Annotated in this window: 17 protein-coding genes and 4 pseudogenes; 12 read left to right on the forward strand and 9 right to left on the reverse strand. The window is 36.4% G+C overall.

Annotated elements, in window-relative coordinates; genetic code table 11:
• Positions 1 to 62: 62 nt before the first annotated feature.
• Both NST21_RS04890 and NST21_RS04895 read right to left on the reverse strand, forming a co-directional pair.
• On the reverse strand, positions 63 to 1,010 hold the full coding sequence (locus tag NST21_RS04890; RefSeq protein WP_340888031.1) for a response regulator: 948 nt from the start codon (positions 1,008 to 1,010) through the stop codon (positions 63 to 65).
• A 4-nt stretch (positions 1,011 to 1,014) separates the two neighbouring features.
• Positions 1,015 to 2,334 (reverse strand): ATP-binding protein, encoded by a 1,320-nt coding sequence (locus tag NST21_RS04895; RefSeq protein ID WP_340892457.1) that lies wholly within the window; start codon positions 2,332 to 2,334, stop codon positions 1,015 to 1,017.
• Positions 2,335 to 2,723: 389 nt separating this feature from the next.
• Here NST21_RS04895 and NST21_RS04900 point away from each other — a divergent pair, with 389 nt between their 5' ends.
• From NST21_RS04900 to NST21_RS04925, 6 genes and pseudogenes are all read left to right on the forward strand, one after another.
• On the forward strand, positions 2,724 to 3,716 hold the full coding sequence (locus tag NST21_RS04900; protein ID WP_340888032.1) for a glutaminase: 993 nt from the start codon (positions 2,724 to 2,726) through the stop codon (positions 3,714 to 3,716).
• A 146-nt stretch (positions 3,717 to 3,862) separates the two neighbouring features.
• Positions 3,863 to 4,087: pseudogene (locus NST21_RS04905) on the forward strand (alanine:cation symporter family protein); the annotation flags it as partial.
• A 94-nt stretch (positions 4,088 to 4,181) separates the two neighbouring features.
• Complete coding sequence (locus tag NST21_RS04910) at positions 4,182 to 5,819, forward strand: APC family permease (protein ID WP_340888033.1); 1,638 nt, start codon at positions 4,182 to 4,184, stop codon at positions 5,817 to 5,819.
• A 77-nt stretch (positions 5,820 to 5,896) separates the two neighbouring features.
• Positions 5,897 to 6,039 (forward strand): annotated as a pseudogene (locus NST21_RS04915) (alanine:cation symporter family protein); the annotation flags it as partial.
• 601 nt (positions 6,040 to 6,640) lie between these two features.
• Complete coding sequence (locus NST21_RS04920) at positions 6,641 to 8,536, forward strand: PrkA family serine protein kinase (RefSeq protein ID WP_328115086.1); 1,896 nt, start codon at positions 6,641 to 6,643, stop codon at positions 8,534 to 8,536.
• Positions 8,537 to 8,761: 225 nt separating this feature from the next.
• Positions 8,762 to 8,992: an SCP2 sterol-binding domain-containing protein gene (locus NST21_RS04925; protein ID WP_340888037.1), complete on the forward strand. Its 231-nt coding sequence runs from the start codon at positions 8,762 to 8,764 to the stop codon at positions 8,990 to 8,992.
• A 172-nt stretch (positions 8,993 to 9,164) separates the two neighbouring features.
• Here the strand turns inward: NST21_RS04925 and NST21_RS04930 are convergent, their stop codons facing one another.
• A complete protein-coding gene (locus tag NST21_RS04930) occupies positions 9,165 to 9,374 on the reverse strand; it encodes a heavy-metal-associated domain-containing protein (RefSeq protein WP_053344681.1) in 210 nt (69 codons plus the stop codon).
• A gap of 118 nt (positions 9,375 to 9,492) precedes the next feature.
• Here NST21_RS04930 and NST21_RS04935 point away from each other — a divergent pair, with 118 nt between their 5' ends.
• Positions 9,493 to 9,672, forward strand: a complete 180-nt coding sequence (locus NST21_RS04935; protein ID WP_056530917.1) for a hypothetical protein — start codon at positions 9,493 to 9,495, stop codon at positions 9,670 to 9,672.
• A gap of 363 nt (positions 9,673 to 10,035) precedes the next feature.
• The gene (yhbH, locus tag NST21_RS04940; protein WP_056530921.1) at positions 10,036 to 11,205 is read left to right on the forward strand and encodes a sporulation protein YhbH; all 1,170 of its coding nucleotides are present in this window, start codon (positions 10,036 to 10,038) and stop codon (positions 11,203 to 11,205) included.
• Positions 11,206 to 11,613: 408 nt separating this feature from the next.
• Here yhbH and NST21_RS04945 read toward each other — a convergent pair.
• The 4 genes and pseudogenes from NST21_RS04945 to NST21_RS04960 form a co-directional block, all read right to left on the reverse strand.
• Positions 11,614 to 11,835 (reverse strand): annotated as a pseudogene (locus tag NST21_RS04945) (NAD(P)H-dependent oxidoreductase); the annotation flags it as partial.
• Between the two features lie 49 nt (positions 11,836 to 11,884).
• A complete protein-coding gene (locus NST21_RS04950; RefSeq protein WP_340888039.1) occupies positions 11,885 to 13,111 on the reverse strand; it encodes a CynX/NimT family MFS transporter in 1,227 nt (408 codons plus the stop codon).
• Between the two features lie 16 nt (positions 13,112 to 13,127).
• A complete protein-coding gene (locus tag NST21_RS04955; protein WP_340888040.1) occupies positions 13,128 to 13,805 on the reverse strand; it encodes a FadR/GntR family transcriptional regulator in 678 nt (225 codons plus the stop codon).
• A gap of 449 nt (positions 13,806 to 14,254) precedes the next feature.
• Positions 14,255 to 15,598 (reverse strand): amino acid permease, encoded by a 1,344-nt coding sequence (locus NST21_RS04960; protein WP_340892458.1) that lies wholly within the window; start codon positions 15,596 to 15,598, stop codon positions 14,255 to 14,257.
• Between the two features lie 665 nt (positions 15,599 to 16,263).
• On the opposite strand from NST21_RS04960, the gene NST21_RS04965 reads away from it, so the two are divergent.
• From NST21_RS04965 to NST21_RS28700, 4 genes and pseudogenes are all read left to right on the forward strand, one after another.
• Positions 16,264 to 17,763: a spore germination protein gene (locus NST21_RS04965; protein WP_340888041.1), complete on the forward strand. Its 1,500-nt coding sequence runs from the start codon at positions 16,264 to 16,266 to the stop codon at positions 17,761 to 17,763.
• 31 nt (positions 17,764 to 17,794) lie between these two features.
• Positions 17,795 to 18,988: a Ger(x)C family spore germination protein gene (locus NST21_RS04970; RefSeq protein WP_340888042.1), complete on the forward strand. Its 1,194-nt coding sequence runs from the start codon at positions 17,795 to 17,797 to the stop codon at positions 18,986 to 18,988.
• A gap of 24 nt (positions 18,989 to 19,012) precedes the next feature.
• Positions 19,013 to 20,116: a GerAB/ArcD/ProY family transporter gene (locus NST21_RS04975; protein ID WP_340888043.1), complete on the forward strand. Its 1,104-nt coding sequence runs from the start codon at positions 19,013 to 19,015 to the stop codon at positions 20,114 to 20,116.
• A gap of 477 nt (positions 20,117 to 20,593) precedes the next feature.
• Positions 20,594 to 20,707 (forward strand): annotated as a pseudogene (locus tag NST21_RS28700) (YjcZ family sporulation protein); the annotation flags it as partial.
• Between the two features lie 134 nt (positions 20,708 to 20,841).
• Here the strand turns inward: NST21_RS28700 and NST21_RS04985 are convergent.
• Together NST21_RS04985 and NST21_RS04990 are read right to left on the reverse strand one after the other, a co-directional pair.
• Positions 20,842 to 21,015, reverse strand: a complete 174-nt coding sequence (locus NST21_RS04985; protein ID WP_157444081.1) for a hypothetical protein — start codon at positions 21,013 to 21,015, stop codon at positions 20,842 to 20,844.
• 119 nt (positions 21,016 to 21,134) lie between these two features.
• Positions 21,135 to 22,532 carry a cytochrome P450 gene (locus NST21_RS04990; RefSeq protein WP_340888046.1) on the reverse strand — a complete coding sequence of 466 codons (1,398 nt, stop codon included), beginning with the start codon at positions 22,530 to 22,532 and terminating at the stop codon, positions 21,135 to 21,137.
• Positions 22,533 to 22,714: the final 182 nt, after the last annotated feature.

The following is a 22,714-nucleotide window of genomic DNA, read 5'->3' on the forward strand; positions in this document are numbered from 1 at the left end:
GGGGGTTTTTTTGCTTTGTGGAATTCAACAAATTTCCGTAGTTTTCTGTTTTAATTTTATGATTATTTATATCTAATTATCTCCTCTGGATTCAAGCGCTTCGCTTCGAAAAATAATACTTGAATAAACTTTTTTGTATTTACTCGGGTAGGAGAAAGAACTATTGTTGAATCATTTTGCAATTCTTTCATCTTTTGGCGAACGACTGTGAAATCAAAAAATTTAGAAGCATAATTTTCAAACTTTGGATTTGAAAAATCTGTTAAACCTAGCGAAGAAAAATGATTTAACGAATGATTAATCGCTCTGCGTATTCGCTGTTCGACAGCTTTTATTTCTCGATTAATATCAGCCTGTACAGCTGATGGTCCGAGCTTTTTTTTTGTAATTTCTACAAAAATATCTTTAAGAGTTGGGAACTGCTGTTCAAAAGTATGAGTACGTTCATACATAAATAAATATTGAAGTATTTCTATTAAATCTTTAGATCCATTTTCTCCCACAATCCCTAATTCCGATAAGAGAAATTCGCCCACCTCTATTATCCTTTTTTCATTAAAAATATTTGATTTAGCAACTTTTGGCTGTTCAAAATGCAATACACTATTTAATGAGGTTTGGATATTAGTGATCGATCTTTCTAAATAAATACGTTCCATTACTTTTCGAATAACTGTTAAAATTTCAATACGATTAATTGGTTTAGTAATATAATAATCGATTCCCAGAGAGTATGCCTCACCAATCAGTTCCTTTGATTCGACTTGCGATATCATTATGATTTTCCCCTGAAATGTATCTTTTATATGACGAAGTGTCTCAATGCCATCCCGGATAGGCATTAATAAATCAATAAATAGTATATCAATTTGTTTTAAATTCAAAATATGTCCTTCTAATAGACTGCCATCTTCCGCTTCCTCCACCACTTCTCCTAAATCTTCATTCTCTATAATTTGGCTTAAGATTGAACGTATAGCACAATCATCATCTGTTATAAAAAAACGCATGAAATCACCCTTTCTGAATCAACTTATGAATAGGTAACTTTATTGAAAAAACGACGCCGTTAAGCTTACTCTCAAATAGAATATCTCCCCCAAGTTCTTTCACTACTTCTTTAACATATGAGAGTCCAATCCCTGTTGAAGGTGTCCCGAATTGGTCATATTTCGAAGTGAAACCAGGTTTAAAAATAACATTTTGATATTTTTGAGGGATCCCAGGACCATTATCAGCAACCTTAAATTCTACATGGTCGCAAAGTTCATACAAACTTAAACTAACGATTCCCTTTTCTTTAATTGCTTCCACTGCATTAGTCACTAAATTATTGAAAAGAGATAATACGGTATATACATGATAATTTGACTCGATGTTTTCATCTAATGAGTATTCAAATTGAATATCTTTTTCTAGTGATATGGCATATTTTTCATTAATTCGGATAATTAATTGAAAAAGTTCAGCAGCATTCATATAATCTTTAAAACTCTCATTAGAAATCAATTTAGAGAGACCAGCAAAAATTCGTTGATTATCTTTCTTAACTTCATGCATTTCACCCGCGATGCGTAATGCTTTTTGACTAAAGGGCTGTGTGAGAACATGAGGTTGCTTTTCCCGTTTTTCCCGTTCATTTAAATCGCGATACAAATCATACGATTCCTTTGTAATATTCTCTGCATTTTTTAATGTTTTTTTTAAATGAATCGTTTCCTCATATAAATTGGAAATGAGCATCAGCATGTGTTCATTTTGTTTTCTGATTTGCCTTTCTCTTGATTGTGCTTCATAAAGTTTCATCATATTAAAAAAGCTTAAAACGATAAAACTGTGACCGAATGCGATTATAATCATCTCATTTAATGCACCTAACGTAATGGTTGTTTCTAATACAAAATATTGAAAGATTAATTCTACAGAGTCGGACAATATTTCGATAATGAGACCAATAAATCCAATAATCAATGATCGGTTTTGAAAGCGGTTGATTTTCGCTAAATAAAAAAGAAAGGAATAGGTAAAATAAAAGAAAAAACTAGGATAATGTTCTTGAAAAGTGGACGTCCAGTGAAAATTATCCTGCATGAAAAAGTCTATTAGAATACGAAATACAACAACCATTGTTCCTGTCAAGATGCCCGATAAAATGGCAGGTGTTTTCTGTAATAATAGTAAAAAGAAGAAAAGTACCGGCGGACCAAAACTTATTCGAAACGTTTCATTTAAAGGATAAAAACTCAATTCACCTGCTAATGGCACTGTTAACGACATCAGAACAAGGATATAGACCTCTTTTTTCATTAACGTACTGAGATTCAAGTCGATCACCTCCAATTTGTTAAAAAAATCAGTATACAGTTTCATCGGCTTCAATACAACGCTTATTTTGTTTCTTTAAATCGATCTAAAACGCCTTTTTACCAAGTATGGCAAAAACAATCTGATTTTTCTATCCACAAAAAATGGTTACAGAACATGTGAAACAATCACGCTTATGTTTTTCGAAGATTTTTATTTTTTTGATTTTGTAGGTTTTCGTATGATTATGTAGTTCCCACTTTAAAGTTAAAGGTAGGTAAAAACTTATGAAAGCGCTTAACAATATTTAGAATATTCATTATGTTTTCATCGAATCTATTACAAGTAAGCTTAATGGCATTCGGTAAAACGCTCATATAGAAAATATAATGATACAACAACTAATGAGGTGGGGAAATATGGTTGAAAAATTAGCGGAAGAGTATAACATTCACGCTAGTAGTCAAAAGAAAGTCTGCTTAGATGAATGGGTAGCACATTACAGGTCCTATGCTACTAAAGGACAAACCGCCAATTATATACCTGCATTGAGAAAAACACACTTATCGCAATTAGGTATTTGCATACTAGAGCCAGGTGGAACAATGATAACGTCAGGGGATTGGGAAGTCCCTTTCACGTTGCAAAGTATATCAAAAGTACTCAGCTTTATAGCCGCATGCTTAGGTCGTGGTATTTCTTATGTGTTAGATCGGGTCGATGTGGAACCAACTGGGGATGCTTTTAATTCAATCATTCGTTTAGAAATGCATAAGCCAGGAAAACCGTTTAATCCTATGATAAATGCTGGAGCAATTACTATAGCTTCGCTTCTCCCAGGCGAGTCTTCACAAAAAAAATTAGAATTTCTCTATGAATTAATCGAAAGTTTGTTAGGGAAACGCCCGACAATCAATGAGGAAGTGTTTCAATCTGAGTGGCTTACCTCTCATCGAAATAGAGCTCTAGCTCACTATTTAAAAGAGACGAATTATTTAGAATCGGATGTAGAGGAAGCTTTAGAGGTTTACCTGAAGCAATGTTCCATAGTAGTAACAACAGAAGACATAGCCCTGATTGGACTAATTCTCGCACAAGATGGGTACCATCCTATTCGTCAAGAACAAGTCCTTCCTAAAGAAGTAGCTAAACTAGCCAAAGCGTTAATGCTAACTTGTGGAATGTACAATGCTTCGGGGAAATTTGCGGCTTTTGTTGGGGTGCCAGCTAAAAGTGGAGTATCTGGCGGGATTATGGCACTTGTTCCTCCAAGTGCTAGAAGAGAAATGCCTTTTCAAGATGGATGTGGTATTGGTATATATGGACCAGCTATTGATGAATATGGGAATAGCGTAACAGGTGGTATGTTATTGAAACAAATGGCACAAGAATGGGATCTAAGTATTTTCTAAAAAGCGAATGGTTAAAGGGGTTCTGGTGCTAATAATAAAAGGGTAATAAAGGGGACATGCTTAAGATCTCCCTATCAATCTACTAAACTTTAACCAGAAGTGATGTACAAGTAACAATTACTTTAAGATGTAAATTGACGTATCAAATGTTTTTTTTGTCAAACTTATTAATTATTATGCTTGTTTCTTTCGGTCTTTATTTCATATTAAATCGAAAATTATACAATTTCGATTGTTAAAAGAAATGGTTCGTGTTTTGAAGAAAGATAAAACTAGTTCCAAAAATGAGATTTCACCGTTTTCAAGCGTTTTGTATTAATATGGCTTCTAGTGTGGGGTCAGGTAACATTACAGGAATTTCCATTGTGATTATTTATTGAACGTACACTAGCACTAATCATTAATCCAGTTACTTTAAAAAGTTAATATCAAGGAATGAATTTTGGAAAGCAGGGTGATAAACATATGAATAATTTGCAGAGAAAGATGGGAACATTTTCGTTAACGATGGTAGGACTCGGGTCAATTATTGGCTCAGGTTGGTTATTCGGAGCATGGAGAGCGGCACAAATCGCTGGACCAGCTGCCATTATCTCTTGGATTATCGGGATGGTTGTTATTTTATTTATCGCACTTTCTTACAGTGAATTAGGGGCTATGTTTCCTGAAGCTGGGGGAATGGTAAAATATACGCAGTACTCTCATGGTTCGTTTATAGGGTTTCTTGCAGCTTGGGCAAACTGGATTGCAATCGTTTCTGTAATTCCTGTTGAAGCGATTGCTTCTGTTCAATATATGAGCTCATGGCCTTGGAAATGGGCGGAGTGGACACATGGTTTAGTAGTAAATGGAAGTCTTACTGGGGGAGGCTTAGCAATTGCCTCTGTATTACTGATCGTCTACTTTTTATTAAATTACTGGACCGTTAGTTTGTTTTCAAAAGCTAACTCATTTATTACTGTCTTTAAAGTTATTATACCAGGACTTACGATTGGAGCACTTTTATTTGCTGGTTTTCATGGATCCAATTTTACGTCTGCAGGCAGTATAGCACCTAATGGTTGGGCAAGTGTACTTACTGCTGTAGCAACTTCTGGTATTATCTTCGCATTTAACGGTTTTCAAAGTCCGATTAATATGGCTGGTGAGGCAAAGAATCCTGGACGTTCGATCCCAATTGCAGTAATCGGTTCAATTTTAATTGCAACAGTTATCTACGTTTTATTACAGATTGCGTTTATTGGAGCCGTTGATCCGTCTATGATTGTGAACGGATGGCATCATTTAAATTTCAATTCACCGTTTGCTGACCTAGCAATTGTTTTAGGCCTAAACTGGTTAGTTATTTTACTATACGCCGATGCTTTTATTTCTCCTTCTGGGACAGGTATAACATATACGGCGACAACGTCACGAATGCTTTATGGAATGGAAAAGAACAAATATTTACCAAGCGTGTTTGGGAAACTACATCCTCTCTATGGCATTCCGCGTCAAGCTATGTTTTTAAATCTAGGTGTATCTTTCTTATTTTTATTCATGTTTAGAGGCTGGGGAGTACTAGCAGAGGTTATTTCGGTTGCGACTTTAGTCTCTTATATTACAGGTCCAGTAACTGTTATGACATTAAGACGCACAGGTAAGAACTTGTACAGACCATTACGTCTAAAAGGATTAAGTATTATTGCACCACTTGGCTTTGTTTTTGCTTCTTTAGTTCTATATTGGGCAAGGTGGCCACTGACAGGACAAGTATTATTTATCATTATGATGGGTCTTCCCGTTTATTTCTATTATCAAGCAAAAATAAAATGGAAGGGGTTCCGTCAAAACTTTTCAGCAGGGCTGTGGATGGTTGTTTACTTACTATGTATGATGACCATTTCATACTTAGGAAGTGAAAAGTTTGGTGGACTAAACGTAATTCCATTTGGTTGGGATATGGTTTTAATTACATGTTTATCTCTTGTGTTTTATAGTTGGGCAATAAAGAGTGGATTCCAAACAGAATATTTGGAACAAGGACAGAAAGTAAACGATGACTTGAGATCAATAGAGGAGAACAACATGGCATCTCAATCGAAAAAAAAGAACGCTGTATAAAATATGAAAAACACTTCCTTGGTTGGCATACTCCAATATGTAAGGAATCAATGGAGGCGTTTTTTTATATTTTATAAAAAAAAAAAGATAAAAACGGCTTGCGAGGTGATCCAGCTTATTATTTGGAAAAAGGCTTAAAGAAGCGGTGGATGGGTGGATTATTTGCGGTCTCATGTTTAACCCTGTACAGTCAAATACAATTATTCTTGCCAGAGCCAATACGTTAATGATACCAACTGTATAAAAACGGAAAATTGAAATTAACGAAGCTCGCTAAAAAATTAAATCGCTTTTTCAATTTTGTTTTTTTTGGCCAAATAGTATGTGTAGTCACTGCCATTCTCATTTATATATAGTAGAATTTCGAAAGTGCTTTTATTTGCTTGTATTGATGAGGGGGAGCAAAAAAGGGGACGGCAAATTTAATTTGCTGTCCCCTTTTTTGGGAATTATAAGAAAGGATTTTTTATTCCCTTTATTTCACACCTGGTTTATCGTCATACCCAGCAGTGAAGATAGCGGCTAAAAATGCAATAGTAACTGCAACGATAATAACTGTGCCCATGTTGTGACCTCCCTTTACCCATATTGTCCCACTTAAGTATAGGCTTAGTATACCCTAATTTTTAGCAGGAGTGCACGCAATTTTTCTTGTCGGGTGATTTGTTATTAATTGTTCAAGATTAAAGCCTTTTTTAAACAGAGAAAGTGTAGATGTATCCGAGACAATTGCACAACCTCTTTTTAAAGTCTGACATGTTTGTCAGACTTGGCGCATAGATTTAAGTATTCTCTGAAAGTGACAGGGGGAGGTTCCTGAAATGGATATTTTAAAGAAAATCGAAAAATTTAGAGAAGATGAACAGAAGCTGAAGTGGGAAGGCACCTTCGCAGAGTACTTAGACATCTTGAAAGAAACACCATTGGTTGCACAATCTGCTCATTCACGTGTATACAACATGATCAGAGATGCGGGGATAGAGGAAGTAAATGGATCAAAGAAATACAATTTTTTCAGCGGCCAGTTGTTTGGTCTAGAGGATTCACTGGAAAGACTTATCGAGGAATATTTTCATCCGGCGGCTAAGCGATTGGATGTACGTAAACGGATCTTGCTTTTGATGGGTCCAGTCTCAGGTGGGAAGTCTACGCTTGTTTCTTTACTGAAGCGGGGACTTGAAAATTATTCGTTAAAAGATACTGGAGCAATTTATGCAATAAAGGGATGCCCGATGCATGAAGATCCACTGCATCTCATCCCGCAGTACTTACGGCAAGATTTTTATGAGGAATATGGCATTCGAATTGAAGGTAACCTATCGCCGCTGAATGTTATGAGGTTAGAACAGGAGTATGGAAGCAGAATTGAAGATGTGATGGTCGAGCGTATTTTCCTTTCAGAGGATAAGCGTGTTGGTATTGGAACATTCAGTCCATCTGATCCTAAGTCACAGGATATTGCTGATTTGACAGGCAGCATCGATTTTTCGACGATTGCCGAATATGGATCAGAATCGGATCCGCGTGCCTACCGTTTTGATGGTGAGCTGAACAAAGCGAACCGTGGGATGATGGAGTTCCAGGAGATGCTGAAATGTGATGAAAAGTTTTTATGGCATTTGCTTTCATTGACTCAGGAAGGGAATTTTAAAGCGGGACGGTTTGCATTGATCAGTGCCGATGAACTTATCGTGGCACATACGAATGAAACGGAATATAAAGCTTTTATTTCCAACAAGAAAAATGAAGCACTGCATTCCAGAATCATCGTCATGCCGATTCCATATAATCTGAAGGTGACCGAGGAAGAAAAGATTTATGAAAAAATGATTCAAGAAAGTGATGTTTCTGATGTTCATATTGCACCGCATACATTAAGGGTTGCGGCAATTTTCAGCATCATGACACGTCTAAAGGACCCTAAAAAAGGCGATATCGATTTAGTGAAAAAAATGAGACTGTATGATGGAGAAAATGTGGAAGGCTTTAATTCTGCAGACATCAATGAATTGAAAAAAGAATATCAGGATGAAGGTATGAGTGGAATTGATCCGCGTTATGTGATTAACCGAATTTCCTCAACGATTATTAGAAAGGAAAATCCATCGATTAACGCATTGGATGTACTGATGTCATTAAAAGCTGGTCTTGACCAGCATCCGTCGATTACGAATGAGCTTCGAGAGCGATATTTAAATTTCATTTCACTCGCACGTAAAGAATACGACTCTATTGCCAAAAACGAAGTGCAAAAGGCATTTGTGTATTCATATGAAGAGTCGGCGAAAATACTTATGGATAATTACCTGGATAATGTCGAAGCATACTGCAATAAATCAAGGCTGCGTGATCCATTGACTGGGGAAGAAATTAACCCAGATGAAAAATTGATGCGGTCGATTGAAGAGCAAATCGGAATTTCTGAAAATGCAAAGAAAGCATTCCGCGAAGAAATTCTAATCCGTATTTCTGCCTATGCACGTAAAGGGAAGCGATTCGATTACAATTCACACGACCGTTTACGTGAAGCTATTCAGAAGAAGCTGTTTGCCGACCTGAAGGATGTTGTCAAAATCACTACTTCAACGAAGACACCAGACGAAAGACAGCTGAAGAAAGTGAACGAAGTCATCACAAGACTTGTTGATGAGCATGGTTATAATACCACTTCTGCCAATGATTTGCTGCGCTATGTGGGAAGCTTGTTAAATCGGTAAATCATAAATTTTGCCCCCGCCTCTAAAAGGGTGGGGGTTTTAATTAAAATGAAAATATCGTCATTCATGATTTAGTGAACGGGACCAATTTCTTCAACATTAAATTGATACACACGATTTTTTTCGTTTTGAATATGCTCTGGGTTATCATTGATTTCCCAGCTAATTCATTCAACTCAGTGATTACACCTATTTGAAAACCCTTCACCCATCTGATTCAGAAGATTGCGTTCACACAAAAGATTCCTACTGTTGATCAAAGATGGACAAGTTGAAGTGGTCAAAGGTACATCACATGATCCAGAAGTGACATTGAATTTATCAGAGGGAAATTTATCAAAGTTATTAAAGGATGATTTAAATACTGCCATGGCCTTCTTAACAGGTGGCTTAAAGGTAAATGGAAACATCAGCCTTGCTCTGAAACTGCAGGAAATTGTAAAATGTTATAATTAAAAAATAGCGAACTCTTCCAGGTGTAGAAGAGTTCGCTATTTTTATGATCAGAATTTATTTCTTACGGTAGCTAGGAAGTAACGGCCGCAAAGTAAGAAGCCAGTATAAGTTGTATAAGTGTAGCAACGACTTAGTCATCGCCCTTACATGATCGCCAATCAATTAGTTTCCTTTATTTGGTGACATTCAACCCATACTGTTCAATAAGTGTCACAAGTTGTCCGGGTGAAAGTTTGTCTTCACTATAATCAATTTTGATTTCCCCGTCATCAACATCGATGATCGCACGCTCTACCCCGTCCGTAGACAATAGAATGGACTCTAGATTTATGATTGGTCCTTCAGACGTTGCTTCCTTTACATAGAGTGTGGTTGTTTGCATACTCCTTTCACCTCCAAGAGATTTGTTCATATGTCTTATCTATACCCTATCTTTCCGATACATATGTAACGTTTTGGATTTGGAAATATTGGGTATCAATAAGTAGAGGTGATGGAAAATGAGTAAAGAAGAATTGAAACGAGATCATGTTCCTGAAAATAGCTCTATGGCTAAGGATTATGAGGAGATGAAAGAACTTGGCAAGCAGATGGAAAATCAAAGGACGAATGAAGAATTGAAAGAGTGGGATAAACGCCCAGGTACAGTCCAACATGAAATAGAGGAAGAAAAAGATTGAAAAAGTCCTCAACTAGAATAAATATATCTGTGTAATAAGGGTGTCCAGAAAGTTACTGGGGCACCCTTTTGTTGTTTAGTGAAAAACAGAAATTTTTTAAGTTTGACCCTTGAAAAAATCGTACAAGATCTCATATATTATGCAATGCTTGTCTAATATTATAGGCAATCGTCCATTATCGAATTTTTTTGTAAATTATCCTTTATCGCTGCATAAGATAGAGTAATACTTTTCTTTTAGTCCGTTGTTTCCGGACTGTATTTTATTTATGTGAAAAACCGGAATGATGTGGGCTTTCTCACACTAACTTATTATATGAAGGAATGATGAAAAGCGTGCAAACATTTATAAGGGGGGAAGAGAATGTCGGAAGAGAATAATCAACAATATGTGATTTCACAGGAAAATTGGTCCCTCCATCGAAAAGGCTATGATGATCAACAACGCCATCAGGAAAAGGTGCAGGAAGCAATTAAGAATAATTTACCTGAGTTAATTTCAGAAGAAAGCATTGTAATGTCTAATGGACGGGATGTTATTAAGATCCCTATTCGCTCCTTGGATGAATACAAAATTCGTTATAACTATGATAAAAACAAACATGTAGGTCAAGGCGATGGCGATAGTAAAGTAGGGGATGTGGTCGCAAGAGATGGCTCACCATCCGATGCCGGAGGAGGCAAAGGGCAGGGTGCAGGTGACAAGGCAGGCGAGGATTATTATGAAGCCGAAGTGTCAATGATGGAACTAGAAGAAGCACTGTTCAGCCAGTTAGAACTGCCTAATCTTCAGAAAAAAGAACAAGCGGAGCATACGCTTGAGCATATTGAATTCAACGATATTCGCAAGACAGGCTTAATGGGGAATATTGATAAAAAGAAAACCATGATATCCGCTTTCAAACGAAATGCCTTAAGCGGCGACCCAGGTTTTCATCCGATTTATAAGGAAGATTTTAAATTCAAAACGTGGAATGAAATACAAAAACCGGACTCCAAAGCAGTCGTATTGGCAATGATGGATACCTCTGGAAGTATGGGTCTGTGGGAAAAGTACATGGCCCGAAGCTTCTTCTTTTGGATGAACCGATTCTTGCGGACAAAATATGAAACAGTTGAAATCGAGTTTATTGCCCACCATACAGAAGCGAAAGTGGTACCGGAAGAAGATTTCTTTTCGAAAGGGGAAAGCGGCGGTACAATTTGTTCTTCCGTATATCGAAAAGCATTAGAACTTATTGATCATAAATATGACCCTGTGAAGTTTAACATTTATCCATTTCATTTTTCCGATGGTGACAATCTCACGTCTGATAACGTTCGATGCGTAAAGCTTGTGGAAGAACTCATGAAGGTTTCCAATATGTTTGGCTATGGGGAAGTCAATCAATACAATCGCCATTCGACATTGATGACAGCTTATAAGAATATCGACAATGAAAAATTCCGGTATTATATTCTTAAGCAAAAAGCTGACGTTTTCCACGCGATGAAGAGCTTTTTTAAAGACGAAGAAAGTAAGAAGTATGCATAAAAAAGGAAATCTGTTGATCTAAATAGTTTATTTCAATTATATATAGCGATATTTAAATCAATATAATAGTAGGTAAAAGACGTGCGGTTCACATAGTACGTCTTTTTTTAAATTTTTGTTTTTTATACAGGTGAGGGAGATAAGATACAGCTAATCTAAAGAGGGAGAGTTTGTATGAACTAAGAGGAAATAGAAAGGTATAGGGAAGAATATCCTCGATTTCATGTATGGTTTTTAATAGTATGGAAGTCAGATTCAAATGAGCTGACCTACTAATTTGAAAAAGTAAGAAGTTTGGCGGGTCATTGCAACATCACAGCGATATGATTTACGATTCATAAAGTGGAATTGCATATAAAAGTAGCCGTTGCTCAACAGGAGCGACGGCTACTTTTACATCTACTATACTTATATCATTCGTTTCGTTACTTCAACGACACGTTGTCCTAACGCTTTCCCAAGTTCTTTATCATGTTCAGTTATAAGCACATCACTTTCAACTGGACATGAAATCCCTACACCATAATACGATCCATAAAGCGTATTTTCAGGAATATTCCCCGGTAAACCAACAATAATCATCCCTTGGTGAAGCATAGGTGTGATAAGTTTTAATAAGGTTGCCTCTAGACGCTTAAAAAAGCACGATATTTGTGCACAGAAACATTTATTAAAGCGATTAATGAGTTGTTACATATTCGTTTTTTCCTGCACGCATTCCAACAATGAAAATAAGAGCTGATACTACGATTAACATTAATAAGGGAATCGTCCAACTGTGTGTAATGTCATGTAGCCCTCCAAATAATACTGGTCCAACAGCAGCTAAAAGATAACCAAATGATTGAGCCATTCCGGATAGTTCCGTAGCCTCATGGGTACTTTGTGTACGAAGACTAAAGAACATCATGGATAAACTAAATATAGTTCCGACTCCAACCCCAATCAAAATCATGCATACTGGGATAAGCAGCGTGCTTCCGTACAAAATACCGAATATCCCTACAAAAAGAAAAATAACAGGTGGGACTACTAACAAACGCTGACTTTGTAAGCGTCCAGCTAAAATTGGCACAATGAATGTTATAGGAATGACGGCAAGTTGCATGATGGATAGCATCCAGCCAGCTTCATCAGCATTTAGTCCTTTTTGCTCCAGAATTTCTGGCATCCAGGTAATTACTGTATAAAAGATAAACGATTGCAGTCCCATGAACAAAGTGATCTGCCATGCTAGACCTGAACGCCATAAGTTAATGTTTTTTACCTTTTGAGCCGTTTGTTCATCCTTATCGGACTTGAATGGCTTTTTTAATTGTGGCATCCAAAAGAAAACGGTAATAAGAGATAAAATTCCCCAACATCCAAGGGCACCAGCCCATCCTAACCCTGATAAAGAGGAAATGGGAATACTGATACCGGACCCTATTGCACCACATAAATTCATGGAAACTGCATAAATCCCTGTCATCAAACCGATATTCCGTGCAAAGTTATGTTTAATAAGACTGGGTAACAATACATTGCCAATAGCGATGGCTAACCCAATTAAAATGGTTCCTAAAAACAATGTCGTCACTCCGCCAATAGATCGTATCCCAATCCCGACCGTTAATAAGATTAAGGAAATGAATAGGGTAAGCTCCATTCCAAAACGTCGAGCTAACTTAGGTGCAAATGGAGATAAGAGTGCAAAAGCAAGCAAAGGTAATGTTGTTAATGAACCTGATAGTGTATTGGATATTCCCAAATTATCCCGAATCGAAGTGACCAGAGGTCCTACAGATGTTAAAGGAGCTCTTAGGTTTGCCCCAATCAGAATGATCCCGATAATAAGTAGTCCAATTCTAGGTTTAAGATCTATTTTTGTTTGTTCTAGTTGATTTGCCGCTTGATGAATACCCATAATTTGTCCTCCGTACTTAAACTAAAGATTTTTTGAATTGTGCAATGTATTCATTCACTGTTTCAATTGCCCGATTTACATCTTGTTCGATGATGGCATCTACAAGGTTACAATGAATGTTCAAATGAAAGTTCGCATCTGAACTCATCTCAGCTATCTGATGGATGGAAGCATGCAAAGAATCTTCCATATGTTCGTACAAATCAATCAATAAATCATTATGTGATGAACCCATAATTGATTTATGTAACTGAATATCAGCTTCTTCGTAAGCCTTTCTATCCTTTGCTTCAGCAGCCTTACGACATGCTTCAATATGAATTTTCATCTGTTCTATATCTTCTTGGTCACGTCTTAGTGCAGCTAATTGTGCTCCTTCTCTTTCAAGTGCATGACGAACCTCTAACGTCTCTAATATACCTGACTGCTGGATCCTTCTTTGAAATGCAACCCCCAGGGCACTTGATGACTTGACGAACGTTCCCTTTCCTTGTTTTGTTACTAAAAGACCTGCATAAACAAGTGATCGTACAGCTTCTCTTAATGTATTTCTACTCACATCGAACTGTTTTATCAAATCCATTTCAGGAGGAATCTGATTTCCAATCTTCCATTCGCCAGATTCGATTAACGATTCAATTTGGGAAACAACTTGTTCTACAAGTGATAAACGATTTGTTTTAGATATGGTCAATATATACACCTCAAATTTGTAGGATGATTGGTTCATTGGTTATTTTAACATATGTATGTTGTAAATTTAAACAAGAATAATGTTAAAGTACGAGTATTCAAAACTTTCTTCCCCATCCAACTTTCCACTTTGGCTGTATAATGGACACAATTTCCTAGAAGAAAAACAATTCCTATTTAATGTTCATAACTTATACGATACATGGGGTGTTTTTTCTCTTGTCCCCCATTACTGGGCTAAATTTCGTATGCCGGTAAATGAAAATGCTCGAATAATACAGTCTGGATTATCGCAAAAGAACTTTCTCAATTGTACAGAAAGCCTTTAATATTGGAGAAAAAAGCCCTGAAATCAAAAATTTCAGGGCTTCATTTCTTATAAGGTACTTTATGTTAAAAAAGTCTGGGAATTAAATTCCCAGACTTAATTGTAATTCAAAAGAAGTATATCTATTTTTTAGCTGCTTTTTTATGTTTGATAACAAAAGAGAGAAGGATAAATATTCCTACAGTTACAAGACATACAGTGGTACCAATAATATTTTGTTTATTAAAGATAAAAGCAATAAAAATAAAGCTTAAAGCTATGATCGCAAATATAGTTGTATATGGGTACCATTTTACTCGGAAACCTGGTTCGTCAGTGTATTCTTTACGGAGCTTCAATTGCGCAGAACATATACTGATCCATAATAATAAAACGGTAAAGCCAGGGATAGCCATAAGATAGCTTAATATCAGATCGGGAGTCAAATAGGATAAAAACACACCAACCAATATACATAATGTAGTTAAAAATATTCCATTAAGTGGGATACCCTTTTTGGTTGTTTTTATAAATACCTTAGGAGCTTCTCCGTTCTGAGAAAGAGTAAACAATGTTCTTGATGTAGCGTATATACCTGAATTTGCTGCAGATAAGACAGCTGTTAATAGAACGAAATTCATAATATCAGCAGCTCCTGGAAGTCCTGTTAAGCTGAAAACCTGAACGAAAGGACTCTCTTCAGTACTTACTTGGTTCCAAGGTATTACTCCGCAAATAATAAGAATTGGCAAGACGTAAAAAAGGATTACCCGCCATACTGTTCCTTTAATAATTTTTGGTATAACTCGCTGACTATCTTTTGTTTCTGTAACAGCTACACCAATTAATTCAGCACCCCCATATGAAAACATTACAACTAAAAGTGCACTTAACATGCCTCCAATTCCTTGGGGGAAAAAGCCACCATGTTCCGTATAATTAGAAAATGAAGCAGAACTAGGGAAAACTCCTAGTAGGATCAAGGCTCCTAAAATAATAAAAGCAATTAAAGTTATTATTTTAATACCTGCAAACCAAAACTCGAGTTCTCCATAGTATTTTACTTGAAACAAATTTATTCCTATTACTACTGACGCGCAAAGTATACTTAGTAGCCATAATGGTACAGAGGGAAACCAGTATTGTAAAAAGCTTCCGGCTGCTACTATTTCTACAATGATCACGATAATCCAGTTAAACCAATAGAGCCATCCTACAATAAAGGATAGTTGAAACCCAAAAGCTTTATTTATTAGATGTTGTACGTTCAAATTGGGAAAAACGGTTGCCATCTCTCCTAAAGCTGCCATTACAATAAATAACAATAGGCCCCCTATTAAATAGGCTATCACAACACTTGGACCAGCCATATTTAATGTATCTGAGCTCCCCTTAAAGATCCCTGTTCCTATCATTCCTGCTAATGCAATAAACTGGACATGTCTTGGCAATAAACCCCTTTGTAAATCATGATGAGTCTTTTCCATGTTATTCATGCCTTTCTTTCGTTATTTTAATAAAATATTATTTTAATAAAAATCAAAGGATTCTTCTGTGATTAAACGCTTTCGTGCGCTAAAGTAACTATATTAATATATCATAATTCAGAATAATGTCAATTTATGTAGGGGATCAGAAAAATTATATCTTTAACAGCAGAGAATGAATTGTGGATAGTATTTAAACATATTTTGATACTTATTCTTATTTTAAAATGTCATTTGATAAAGTTAATTTATTTTTGTATTAGAAGCCTCACTTTTAAAGAGCATATTTTTTAGGAAATAAATGTTGTGAGGAACTACTGAAAAACTTATATCAAGATTCCCGTTCATATAAGTACACTTTGTAAACAAAGAACTCAAATTTCAAAATGAGGAATTTGGGTTCTTTACTCTTTATAATTTCGATAAAGGAATTCTGCCTATTTTAATAACTGGTTGATTTTCTTTTTTTTAAAAATCACAATTTTTCAATTACTTGTACCATTACCACCTATACATTTCTTAATCGGATCTAAGCTCTAAAAATAACGAGAGTAATTTTCAATATTTTTCTCTGTAACCTTTTTATACATATTTCTAAAGTAGATACAAACAATAAAATTAATCATTGCTGAACGAAACATATTCATCTAAATGGGGGGGGGGAAATGCGAAACAGGCGTTCTCTAATAAAGTCTAAAGAAAAACATTCAACAAATCGTATAACAGTAAACACCTTATACGACGATGTGAATGAAAATGTAGAGAGAGTAATGAATGAACTTGGGCACAGTTCAGATTTGACTGTTCGAGTGATTGAGTCTCCACACCAAAAAACGTTACGAGCAGCTATTATTCATCTTGATGGATTAGCTGATGATAGCATCATAAATGAAAACATAGTGGACCCGTTAATTCAGTGGTTAAAAGAAAATGATCAAGTGTTGACGTTCAAAGAAGAACAAACAAGCCACATTTTCACTGTATCTCAATTAACAGTAATAGAAAATTGGCAGGAATTCGTGTCAGCGGTTTTGACAGGGGATACGGCAGTGCTGCTGAATGGAAGTCCCAAAGCAATCATTGCCAGTACGAAAAAAATGCAGTCCCGCGCGATAACAGAACCGTCAAGTCAAACGGTCATTAGAGGACCAAAGGATAGTTTTACGGAGAATTTAAGAACCAATACGTCTTTAATACGGGCAAGAATTCAGAATCCTAATGTACGCTTAGAAAGCATGAAAGTCGGAAAAGTCACTCAAACCGATGTAGGGATAATGTACATTCGGGGAATTGCAGATGAAAGCATTTTGCAGGAAGTTAAAGAACGATTAAAGGGTATTGATATAGATGGCGTTCTTGAATCAAATTACATTGAGGAATTTATTCAAGATGATGGAATGACTATTTTTCCACTTCTTTTAAATACGGAACGACCTGATGCCGTCGTAGGGAATTTATTGGAAGGACGAATTGCCATCATTATTCAAGGAACACCTTTTGTTTTAATCGCCCCTGTAATTTTTTCGCAATTTTTCCAATCTCCTGAGGACTACTATCAAAATCATTATACTAGTTCCTTTTTAAGGTTGTTAAGATTTGGAGCCTTTATTCTTTCGATATATGCTTCTGCTATGTATTTGGCACTGATTACCCATCACCAGGGGCTTATTCCAACCACATTAATAGTTAGCTTAATGGCACAAAGAGAAATTGTTCCTTTTCCGGCGATTGTCGAAATGTTAGTGATGGAACTGGCGTTTGAGATGTTGCGTGAGGCAGGAATTCGAATGCCAAGAGCGATCGGACCAGCTGTATCAATTGTAGGGGCACTTATTTTAGGGCAGGCAGCTGTTGAAGCGGGATTTGTGTCAGCAGCAGTGGTCATCATTGTCGCCGTTTCCGCTATCAGCAGTTTTACATTGCCCAATACTAGTATTGTTAATGTGACTCGCGGATTTCGCTTTATCTTTATTATGATTTCAGCATTTATTGGCTTGTATGGAATTTTGCTTACCACCTTATGTATCTGGCTTCATATGAGCAGTCTGAGGTCTTTTGGTGTACCGTATTTTGCTCCTTTTGCTCCTTTTCGTTTAAAGGAGCAAAAAGATGGTTTTTTTCGTTTCCCTTTACCATCACTTTTGAAAAAATCGTCAAACAAATAAAACTCGGCTAAAGACGAATGAGGACAAAAAAATGAAAATTAATAGTTCACTTTTATGGATCGCAGCCATTTGTTTATTGATTTCAGGATGTTCGAATTATCGAGAATTAAACCAGCTAGGGGTCATTACAGGGATGGGAATTGATCAAAACGACGATCCAGAACAACCGTACAGAGTAACGTATCAAGTCATTAATCCGAGCGGGATATCTCAAACCGGTTCTTCAGGAGGGCAGGGTCTCGCTATCATCAACTATACGATAACGGCAAGAACGTTGCAGGAGGCTTTTGGAAAGGAATCCGCCGTTATTCCGAGAGAAAATATGATTTCACATCTTTCGCTCATTGCTATAGATGAAGAGTTAGCACGAAATGGTATTGATTTATTATTTGATGCTTTTGATAGAGGCAAAGGTGCACGGACAAGTATCCCCATCTTTATTGCGCGCGGGAAGACTGCTGAGGATGTGCTTAGTGTAATTGAACCACTTGAGATTACTCCGGGTAAAAATATCTTAAGCACAACTAAAAATAATCAACAAATGTATGGATCATCTAGTGAAGTGTTAGTATATGATGCCATTTCAGCGCTTTTGAGTGAAGGTAAGGACGTATTACTTCCTGGAATTAGTATAAGGAATGATTCAAAGAAGGCGAAGCAAACAAGCAATTTTGAGACGACAACCCCAGCTATTTTAGAGTCAAAAGGATTAGCCATATTTAGAAAAGGAAAATTGGTGAGATGGTTAGATGGAGAAACCGCCCGAGCTGCTAATTTCGTTACATCGGAAATAAATAGGACCCCAGTTGTGTTACCTTGCGGTGATAAGGGGAATGTGACGATCAACGCTATCGGAGTAAAAAGCAAAATAAAAACAGAAATCCATCATGAACAACCTGTCATTCACACAAGCTTGAACGTGATGGCTGAAACGGTAGATACATCATGTGAACTGGATTTAAGCAATCCTAAGTTGTTAAAAGAGTTCGAAAAAAAAATGGAAAATAAACTAAAAAAGCAAATTAAAAAGTCCATTAGCATCGCTCAAAAAGAAAAGGCAGACATTTTCGGTTTTGGTGATGCCCTGTCCCGCACAAACCCGGATTATTGGCGTCAGCATAAAAAAGATTGGGATAACCTATTTTCAGATGCGCAGATATCGATGAAGGTCAAAGTCAATGTAATAAATTCCGGAATACGAATGGAACCTTATGAGCCGAAATAAATGGAATGAGGAGATGAGCAGTCATTGGCCAAAATAAAAATTGATGGATTTCAGTTATTTTGTATGATGGTTATTTTTATGTTTGGAAGTAATATACTGCTAGATATAGGAAAGGGTGCCAAGCAAGATGTCTGGATTGTGAATCTTTTATCAACCCTTATCGGATGTGTACTGTATTTAGTGTATATTTCTTTATATAAGAAATATCCTGACATACCGATGACCGGCTATGTCCGTAAAATCTGGGGTAAATATGTAGGTGGTGTCATCAGTTTTTGCTATATTATCTATTTTGTTTATCTTGCTTCAAGAGTATTACGGGATTTTGAAGAATTATTAATTAGCTCCACTTATAATCGTACATCTATTATAACGTTAGGGATATGTATGACAGTTGTTTTAATTTATGGAGTTCACCTAGGGCTGGAAGCCTTCGCACGAGTTGCATGCTTATGTTTTGGCATTATTATTTTGACCCTTTTGATTCTGAATGTTGTGTTTGTATTAGGCGGATATATAAAGTTGGAAAACCTACAGCCTGTATTAGGCAACGGATGGAGAAAGGTATGGAAAGAGTTGTTTCCTACTGGTATCACTGTACCTTTTGGAGAATTGATTACGTTCACGATGATTCTTCCGTATTTGAATAAAAAGAGTCAGGCTGTAAAAGTTGGCCTATCAGCTATTATAATAGGTGGAGTTTCCTTAACCATTAATTCGATTATTCTTTTGTGCGTACTAGGTCCAGATGCCGTATTCCGATCTACTTTTCCTGCTCTTTCAGCAGTCAGTTATATTAATATCGTTGATTTTATTGAAAGATTGGATCCGTTCATCCTTATTCTACTAATCATTTTAGGTTTCATTAAAATATCCATCTTTTTCTTTTGTGCTGTGATTGGGGCAACCGATTTATTTCAAATGAAACCTTCTTCTATATCCATTTATGTGATTGGCGGTGTTATTTTCTTCTCTTCGCTTATGATTGCCCCTAGCTATCAGGCTCATATAGATGAAGGACTCAAAATTGTTCCTTACTTGCTGCATCTACCTTTGTTTATAGGAGTCCCCATTCTATTATTGATTACAGCATATATAAAGCAAAAAATAAAACCAACAGTTTCATGAAGAGGGAGGCTGTTGGTTTTTTATGGCTGTGAAGATACTCAAAAATAGAAAGAAAAAAATGAATGAAAAGAGGAGAAAGTAATCTTCTCCACGAGCGACTGTAAAATATTGTTTAATGTTATAGAGAGATTGGAACATATTCAAACCCTGTAAGTTGTCAATGAACATAATAAGTAAATACGTACCTAATAGAATTAATAAAACTGGAAGCATTTTGGCCATCCTATCACCTTCAATCTTTTCTTAAAGTGCGGTTAATCATCTGAAAATATACAATATATAAGTGAGACTATAAAAAATAAAGCTGATACAAAATAATTTTCATCCTATTCAATATTCAGTGAAGATCATGAAATAACTAATTATAAGACCAAAAAAAGTTAAATTGTATTATTGCTGTCATTTTCCTGACTAGTGCATAAGATGAACTAACCCATTTAAGTTCTTCTATAAAAACAAATAAGGAGATGTTTCTATATGTCAGGTTGTGAGTCAAGTTGTGACGGCGGATTTGGATTTGGTGGAGGTTTCGCCTTTATAGTTGTTTTGTTTATATTGTTAATAATTGTTGGAGCTAGCTTTTGTGGTGGTGGATACGGTGGTGGATACGACGGTGGATATGCCCCGGTTCAAGGATATGGCGGCTACTGCTAAGAAAATAAAAAAAGCCGACCTTAATAGGGTCGGTTTCTTCTATAATTATTAAAAAGAACTGTGAGGCTATTCTATTCACTCTCACATAACGTGGAGAAAGAAAGTGGATGTAGGTAATCGGTGTCCTGCACCTGTTCACTATCCTGTAGAAATTCTAAATAACCGGCAAATACCTGTGAAGCCATCCCTAGATAGTGCATTTCAGTGTGGATGGTACCCATCTTGTGTGAATGAAGCATATACATTTTCATCCCTCCTTTTGTAATTCAGATGTCCACCAAAATAGGTCCGGCTCTTAAAAAGTTAATAACAGGCCTTATCAGCAGGAGGAAAGTTTTGTTCATGTAATACATTTTATATTCATTTAAATGTCAGAAGCTCCAGGTTGGAACCCTTCTTCATTTCTTTCTTCTACTATCATGCGCAATCCACGCTTTGGTCTGAGTGTAAGGGTTGTAATTGGTTTTACTTCATGATGGTCCGGTGCTAGCCTAATTCTATATCGTTGAGCAATACACGCTAGGACAAGCACAGCTTCCATCAATGCAAAATGATTACCAATACAAACTCTTGGTCCCCCGCTAAACGGAAAGTAAGCGTACGTAGGTAAAGTTTTCAAATAGTTGTTTTCAAATCTCTCAGGAATAAAAGAATCTGGATTATCAAAATACTCCGGCTTGTGCTGCATCACATATGGACTTAGCAAAAACATATCGCCTTTTTTAAAATGATGCCCACCTATTTCCACATCCTCCTCCGCTTCCCGTGAAATGATATAGACTGGCGGGTATATGCGAAGTGATTCCCTGATAATATTTTGTGTGTATGTTAATTTCATGAAATCGTCAGGCGTAGGAGTACGGTTGCCTATTACTCTATCTATTTCATTGAAAAGTTTAGTTTCCACTTCTGGATTCTGTGAAAGAAAGTATATGGCCCAGGAAAGCGCATTTGCCGTCGTTTCGTGACCGGCAATGAAGATGGTCATTAGTTCATCGCGTACCTGCTGGTTTGACATACCTAAGCCGTCCTCATCATCTCGAGCCTCCATTAAAATTCCAAGCATATCTTCATGTCTTTCTGCATCTTCCCTACGTTTTTCGATAATGCTATAAATCACTTTATCAAGTCTTTGTATCGCTTTTTTATATTCACGGTTGCTTTTAGTTGGAACCCATAAGGGTAATTGAAGAAGTGTTCTCATCCTTTTGACGGAAATTCTCAAGGCTGCTTCCATCGGTTCTCCGACCACATCATACCCATCTTTGAAATCCATGCTGAACATGGTCTTGCTTATTATCCCCAGGGCGATATTCATCATATCTTTCGTAATAATCCGTTCTTTCTCATTTTCCCAAGTTGAAATATAGTCCATTGTTATATCAATCATATCCTGGGCATAATTGCTAATATGGGACCTTTTGAAGGAGGGTTGAATAAGCCTTCTCTGGCGCCTGTGAACGTCTTTTTCGCTTGTAAGAAGTCCTTCATCACCAACGAGTGGTTTTATAGCATTGCTGTCCTTAGATTTGACGAAGGATTTTTGTTTCGTTACAAGTATCTGCTTTATTAGATCCGGATTTGAAATGAGGTAAACATTTTGGAAAGGTCCAAAACGGAATTTTGCAACGTCTCCATATTCTTTTGATAAACGGGTAAGAAAGCCAAGTACATCTTTTTGAAACTCCTTTGTATGGCCAGAAATTAGTTTTCCATTTGGGACCATTGGAGAATCATATAAAACTTCATCAGTATCACTCAATGTTGTTTTTCTCCTTTCGGTAATAATAATTTCTTGTAATCATTCTATGAGAATAAGCTATATTGGTTTGGACAAGTTGTTAAAAGAAAGAGCACATAATTTTTAATTAGTTAATCATAATGAATGAATGAATATATGAGTCCTAAAGGGTGAGGGGAGATTACTAGATTTCCATTCTTACT

Origin of the sequence: Peribacillus sp. FSL K6-1552 (genome assembly GCF_038005205.1) — a bacterium.
In the GTDB taxonomy this organism is placed as follows: Bacteria; Bacillota; Bacilli; order Bacillales; family DSM-1321; genus Peribacillus; species Peribacillus butanolivorans.

Coding starts and splice junctions, on each gene's coding strand:
- NST21_RS04890 (WP_340888031.1), bottom strand. CDS start 1,010: ATGCGTTTTTTTATAACAGATGATGATTGTGCTATACGTTCAATCTTA.
- NST21_RS04900 (WP_340888032.1), top strand. CDS start 2,724: ATGGTTGAAAAATTAGCGGAAGAGTATAACATTCACGCTAGTAGTCAA.
- NST21_RS04910 (WP_340888033.1), top strand. CDS start 4,182: ATGAATAATTTGCAGAGAAAGATGGGAACATTTTCGTTAACGATGGTA.
- NST21_RS04920 (WP_328115086.1), top strand. CDS start 6,641: ATGGATATTTTAAAGAAAATCGAAAAATTTAGAGAAGATGAACAGAAG.
- NST21_RS04930 (WP_053344681.1), bottom strand. CDS start 9,374: ATGCAAACAACCACACTCTATGTAAAGGAAGCAACGTCTGAAGGACCA.
- NST21_RS04935 (WP_056530917.1), top strand. CDS start 9,493: ATGAGTAAAGAAGAATTGAAACGAGATCATGTTCCTGAAAATAGCTCT.
- yhbH (WP_056530921.1), top strand. CDS start 10,036: ATGTCGGAAGAGAATAATCAACAATATGTGATTTCACAGGAAAATTGG.
- NST21_RS04950 (WP_340888039.1), bottom strand. CDS start 13,111: ATGGGTATTCATCAAGCGGCAAATCAACTAGAACAAACAAAAATAGAT.
- NST21_RS04960 (WP_340892458.1), bottom strand. CDS start 15,598: ATGGAAAAGACTCATCATGATTTACAAAGGGGTTTATTGCCAAGACAT.
- NST21_RS04965 (WP_340888041.1), top strand. CDS start 16,264: ATGCGAAACAGGCGTTCTCTAATAAAGTCTAAAGAAAAACATTCAACA.
- NST21_RS04970 (WP_340888042.1), top strand. CDS start 17,795: ATGAAAATTAATAGTTCACTTTTATGGATCGCAGCCATTTGTTTATTG.
- NST21_RS04985 (WP_157444081.1), bottom strand. CDS start 21,015: ATGTATATGCTTCATTCACACAAGATGGGTACCATCCACACTGAAATG.